Genomic DNA, 4,062 nt, shown 5'->3' with positions numbered 1-4,062 from the left:
TTGTGGCAATCATTTCTATTATGGCGCGACTGGCTTCTGTATCTGCAATTTGCTCTTGGGTTCGTGCCAGTAAATAGCGGGCTTTTTCTGGTGCTTGGGTTTCTTCCACAGTAGTGAGTACCATTAAGGCAACTCCTAGGGGTAACTGCTGAATTTCCCCTAATTCGTTCAGATAAATTCGATGCACCTGAGGACAATTGAGCAGCGCCCGGTAGGGATGGGCATTACTTTGTTCTAGGCTGCGGGTGGGATAGATGACAACAATTTGCCAATCGGCAAATCGTTCTCGCTGACGATAAAAATACAAAAATGATTCACCAAAAACCCTTTCATAGAGTCGTTCGTCTTTTTGAAATTGCACTTCGCAAAAATAGATTACCCCGCTACTATCATTATCGGGTGGCAGGAATACGCCATCGATCTCAAATTTGGGTTCTTTGACGGCTACGGAGTCAAAGCGGTATTCGGTGGCATTATCTGGCGGGTTTTCCAGTAAATCGAAGAGAAGGGAGGGGGATTGTTGAAAAAGCCGGTAAAATATCGAGTCTCGTTTCATGATGATCGGGATTGCACCTAGCAAGCTTTCCCGATCTTCCCATAAAACCCCCCAAAAAAAGAGAGAGGAAACCCGCGTCTCCTCTCCTCTCCCTTGAGACATTATTTTCCAGCTTTGCGGACAGCACCCCTGATTTATTCTCCCCTTTGACTCTTGCATGAGTGCCTGAGTGCCTCTCCTAACCAAGAAATTAATCAGGTTGATGACATTAAAGAAAGCCTTGATCCGAGTTTTGATGAAGTGCTTTGAGAAATCGCAGAAAAACAACGAAATCTAAAACCGTAATTTTCTGTTAGAATTGGCAGTAATTAAACACCACGCTTGTAGGAGCTATGGTTAACCTCACCTATAACAAAAATTGCCCTCTTCCCAGTGCCGAAGAATTACCCTCTTCCGACGAAACTCCAGTGGACAATCAGTTACAAAATGATATTCCCAACCTACTGCTAAATTTATTAGCCTTAATTTGGTCTGGTCGAGATGATTGGTATTTTGGGGTAGATATGGCTGTTTATTATAATCCAGACGAATCAGCTTTTGTCCCCGATGGTTTCTTAGCAGTTGGAGTCAACCATGATACGGGAGAAAAAGGTCGGTTAAGCTATGTTTTGTGGGGGGAAAAGTATATCTTGCCGATTTTGTTTTTAGAGGTAATTTCCGAGAAATATAACAGTGAGTATGAGGAGAAATTTCTAAATTACCAAAGCCTGGGGATTCTGTATTATGTAATCTACAATCCTTTCAGTGGCAGAAGAGGAAGATTTAAAAACCGACAAAGATTAGAAGTATATAAATTAATCTCAGGAAAATATCAACTTCTAGAGAGTGAGAATAATCGAGTTTGGTTGCCAGAAATTGGCTTGGCGCTGGGTTACGAGAAAGGAGAACATATTGCCTGGTATCGGGAATGGTTATACTGGTATGACCAGTCGGGAAATCGCTATCTAACGGCTGAGGAAAGAGCGATGAACGCAGAGGCGATCGCTGCTCAAGAACGGCAAATTGCCAATCAAGAGCGCTTGGCGAAACAAGAGGCTGAACAAAAAGCCATCCGGCTGGCTGAAAGGCTCAGAGGGCTTGGAATTAACCCCGATGAAGTGTAAGGTCTGACTTCTCCAAGATATCAACAACAACCCGTATCACAAATCATCTTTTAACGATGCCATGAGTGCGTCGTGTTCCGCAGCTGTCATGCCAAGAGTTGCGGCCTCGTGCTGTAATTTTCTGGCAATAATAGATAAGCTGGGACGACCCACCATAAGGCGGACAATTTCATCATCTGGTATAAGCGCCAGTGCTTCCCTAATTTCTTTGGCTGTGCCTTGGATTACTGTTGCTTGTGTAGTCATGATTTTTTATCATTCTAGGGCGAATCCTAGCATAATTCGTGACTGAGATGCTACTCATAACCCCCAAAAAAAGAGAGAGGAAACCCGCGTCTCCTCTCCCTTGTAGGCATTATTTCCTCGCTTTGCGGACAGCACTCCCTAACATTAAACTGCCCAGTGTGATAAAACCAAGAAGGCTCGCGGGTTCGGGGACCGGAACGGGTGCGGGCTGATTTCCGGGCACGGTCAACACACTCGACATCGCATACATACGTGCAAGGTTCGAGGCCCCGAAAAAGTTTACCAGAATCCACGAGAAGTTCGACGCGAGAGCGCTGCCCGCGACAACTTCAGTACTGCCCAACTGCAAACTCCCGTATCCCGTACCAGGGAAGTCAGATCCTGTCCAGGCAACACCATTGGCATCCACCAGATCCAGGTTATTTCGATTTATGGGGTGTTGGAGAGACCCATCCCAGAGATCGGCATTATTGTTGGCCACCCGGTTGCCATCTATCAGGTAGATGGGAACACCCGTACTCGATGGATGAGTACCTGTATTATCACGAGCATCGACTGCGCTCGTAGAACCGATCGCCTTCCAAGTAATCGTACTAAGGTCAAATCCTGCCCCATTTAAAGCCGTATCGAGAGCCGTATCAATCCCTGGGGTTCCCCCTGTGGCTTGATTGGTGACAAAGGTATTGTAGTCGTTGATGTTGGTGCTTGTTGCATTCCGCGTGCCAGCAGTCACAAACACTAAACGATACTGATCGCCAACAGCCAAGCCAGTAGGGACGACCACCAAAGCAGCTTGTGCCGCACTGGTTCCCAGAGTCGCCAGGGCAACTCCAGAGACAAAGCAGAGTTGTTTTATTTTCATGAAAAGAAAAGGGTTAATGGTAGATGATTTGAGTGCCTGACATTTCGATTCGGGTTAAGCAATAGGGCAACCCAAAACAATGACCAGCAAATGCTCAAGCAGAGCATACACACTTTCCCCCCCCCACGTTGTATCAAAAGCTACAATTTAATAAATCTTTACATTCCTCTCCCCCAGGGCTGACGCTTGCTAGAATAAAAACCCGCTTGATTTGTGGTAATGAGACAGCTTATGTTAGATTTTCATCTAAGTAGGTGGGTGGAATTAAATATAAAATGAACGTAGGTTGGGTTGAAGCATGAAACCCAACGCCCGATTATGTTACGCTACCGCTAACCCATCCTACAAATAATTGTGCCTACGGGAGCATCTCACTTACGCGATAAGTAATTATACTTAGCCTAAAAGCCACTCTTAATCGTGTCTTGGAACGAAATAGAGGCTTTTAAAGACTGCGTACATGGAGAATTAAAACAAGAATTACCCTCGAAAAGCCTATTTTTCCACTAAGTATTTATGCTCATTGCAAAGGTGAGATGCTCCCTGTGCCTACCTACTTATCTGTTCAGCCTGAAACAGAAAAACGCCTTAAAAAGATTTTAAACTCTATCAAAGATCAAGAAAAATTTGCCCAAAGCATTATTGATTATCAGATTGCCGAATTACAAAAAAGCAATTTGAATCTAAAATTAGATTTAGCAGCTCTGGAAAAACAATATAAAATGACATCCCAAGAATTTTATCAGCAATTTTCTCAAGGTATTTTAGGAGATGAATCGGATTTTATAGTTTGGTCTGGACTATATGAAATGCTTCTTCAAAACGAGGCTAACCTCCAGGAATTAAAATGATTGAAGCCTATTTTTTGCAAATCGAAAAAACCATTTGAGAATTTCCCAATGTGAGATATTTATCACTGACCAAGAAAATTTATAACGCAAGTCAAGGCTATATTAATGGTTCAATTATTTTTGAGAATAATCATCGCTTAGACCTTGTTGAAGTAAAAAATACTGACACAAAACCAAAGATAAAATATCGCTATCATTACATGAACGAAGCTCAAGTTATGATCTTCCGTTATGATAATGCACCCCACCATGTTGAAATTGTTAGTTTTCCCCATCATAAACACGAGGTTGATGACATTAAAGAAAGCCTTGAGCCAACTCTTGAGCAAGTGCTTTGAGAAATCGCACAAAAACAGCGCAATGTAAAACCGTAATTTTCCGCTAGAATTAGCCTTAATTAGGACTTGCTGAATAATGGTAAAACCCTTTTAAAATAAGGTTTTT

6 protein-coding genes are annotated in these 4,062 nt (G+C 43.0%); 3 read left to right on the top strand and 3 right to left on the bottom strand.

The features are described from left to right. Positions 1–556, bottom strand: a 556-nt coding sequence (locus MICAI_RS13080) for a DUF2887 domain-containing protein (RefSeq protein ID WP_039900122.1), incomplete at its 3' end; no start/stop codon positions are given. A gap of 332 nt (positions 557–888) precedes the next feature. On the opposite strand from MICAI_RS13080, the gene MICAI_RS13075 reads away from it, so the two are divergent. Beyond that, a complete protein-coding gene (locus tag MICAI_RS13075) occupies positions 889–1,659 on the top strand; it encodes a Uma2 family endonuclease (RefSeq protein WP_008202710.1) in 771 nt (256 codons plus the stop codon). Between the two features lie 36 nt (positions 1,660–1,695). Here the strand turns inward: MICAI_RS13075 and MICAI_RS13070 are convergent, their stop codons facing one another. Both MICAI_RS13070 and MICAI_RS13065 read right to left on the bottom strand, forming a co-directional pair. Further along, a complete protein-coding gene (locus MICAI_RS13070; protein ID WP_008202707.1) occupies positions 1,696–1,905 on the bottom strand; it encodes a hypothetical protein in 210 nt (69 codons plus the stop codon). A gap of 109 nt (positions 1,906–2,014) precedes the next feature. Beyond that, positions 2,015–2,767, bottom strand: coding sequence for a PEP-CTERM sorting domain-containing protein (locus MICAI_RS13065; RefSeq protein WP_008202705.1), 753 nt, complete (start codon positions 2,765–2,767; stop codon positions 2,015–2,017). 536 nt (positions 2,768–3,303) lie between these two features. On the opposite strand from MICAI_RS13065, the gene MICAI_RS13060 reads away from it, so the two are divergent. Next, complete coding sequence (locus MICAI_RS13060; RefSeq protein ID WP_008202704.1) at positions 3,304–3,618, top strand: hypothetical protein; 315 nt, start codon at positions 3,304–3,306, stop codon at positions 3,616–3,618. A 50-nt stretch (positions 3,619–3,668) separates the two neighbouring features. Continuing rightward, positions 3,669–3,956, top strand: coding sequence for a toxin-antitoxin system TumE family protein (locus tag MICAI_RS13055; protein WP_008202702.1), 288 nt, complete (start codon positions 3,669–3,671; stop codon positions 3,954–3,956). Positions 3,957–4,062: the final 106 nt, after the last annotated feature.

The organism is Microcystis sp. T1-4, assembly GCF_000297435.1.
Classification (GTDB): Bacteria; Cyanobacteriota; Cyanobacteriia; order Cyanobacteriales; family Microcystaceae; genus Microcystis.
The sequence above is the reverse complement of the archived record's forward strand: the minus strand, read 5'-3'. Positions and strand labels throughout refer to the sequence as shown.

What these genes read in the sequence shown, in the direction of transcription:
- MICAI_RS13075 (WP_008202710.1), top strand. Translation starts at nt 889, where the DNA reads ATGGTTAACCTCACCTATAACAAAAATTGCCCTCTTCCCAGTGCCGAA.
- MICAI_RS13070 (WP_008202707.1), bottom strand. Translation starts at nt 1,905, where the DNA reads ATGACTACACAAGCAACAGTAATCCAAGGCACAGCCAAAGAAATTAGG.
- MICAI_RS13065 (WP_008202705.1), bottom strand. Translation starts at nt 2,767, where the DNA reads ATGAAAATAAAACAACTCTGCTTTGTCTCTGGAGTTGCCCTGGCGACT.
- MICAI_RS13060 (WP_008202704.1), top strand. Translation starts at nt 3,304, where the DNA reads ATGCTCCCTGTGCCTACCTACTTATCTGTTCAGCCTGAAACAGAAAAA.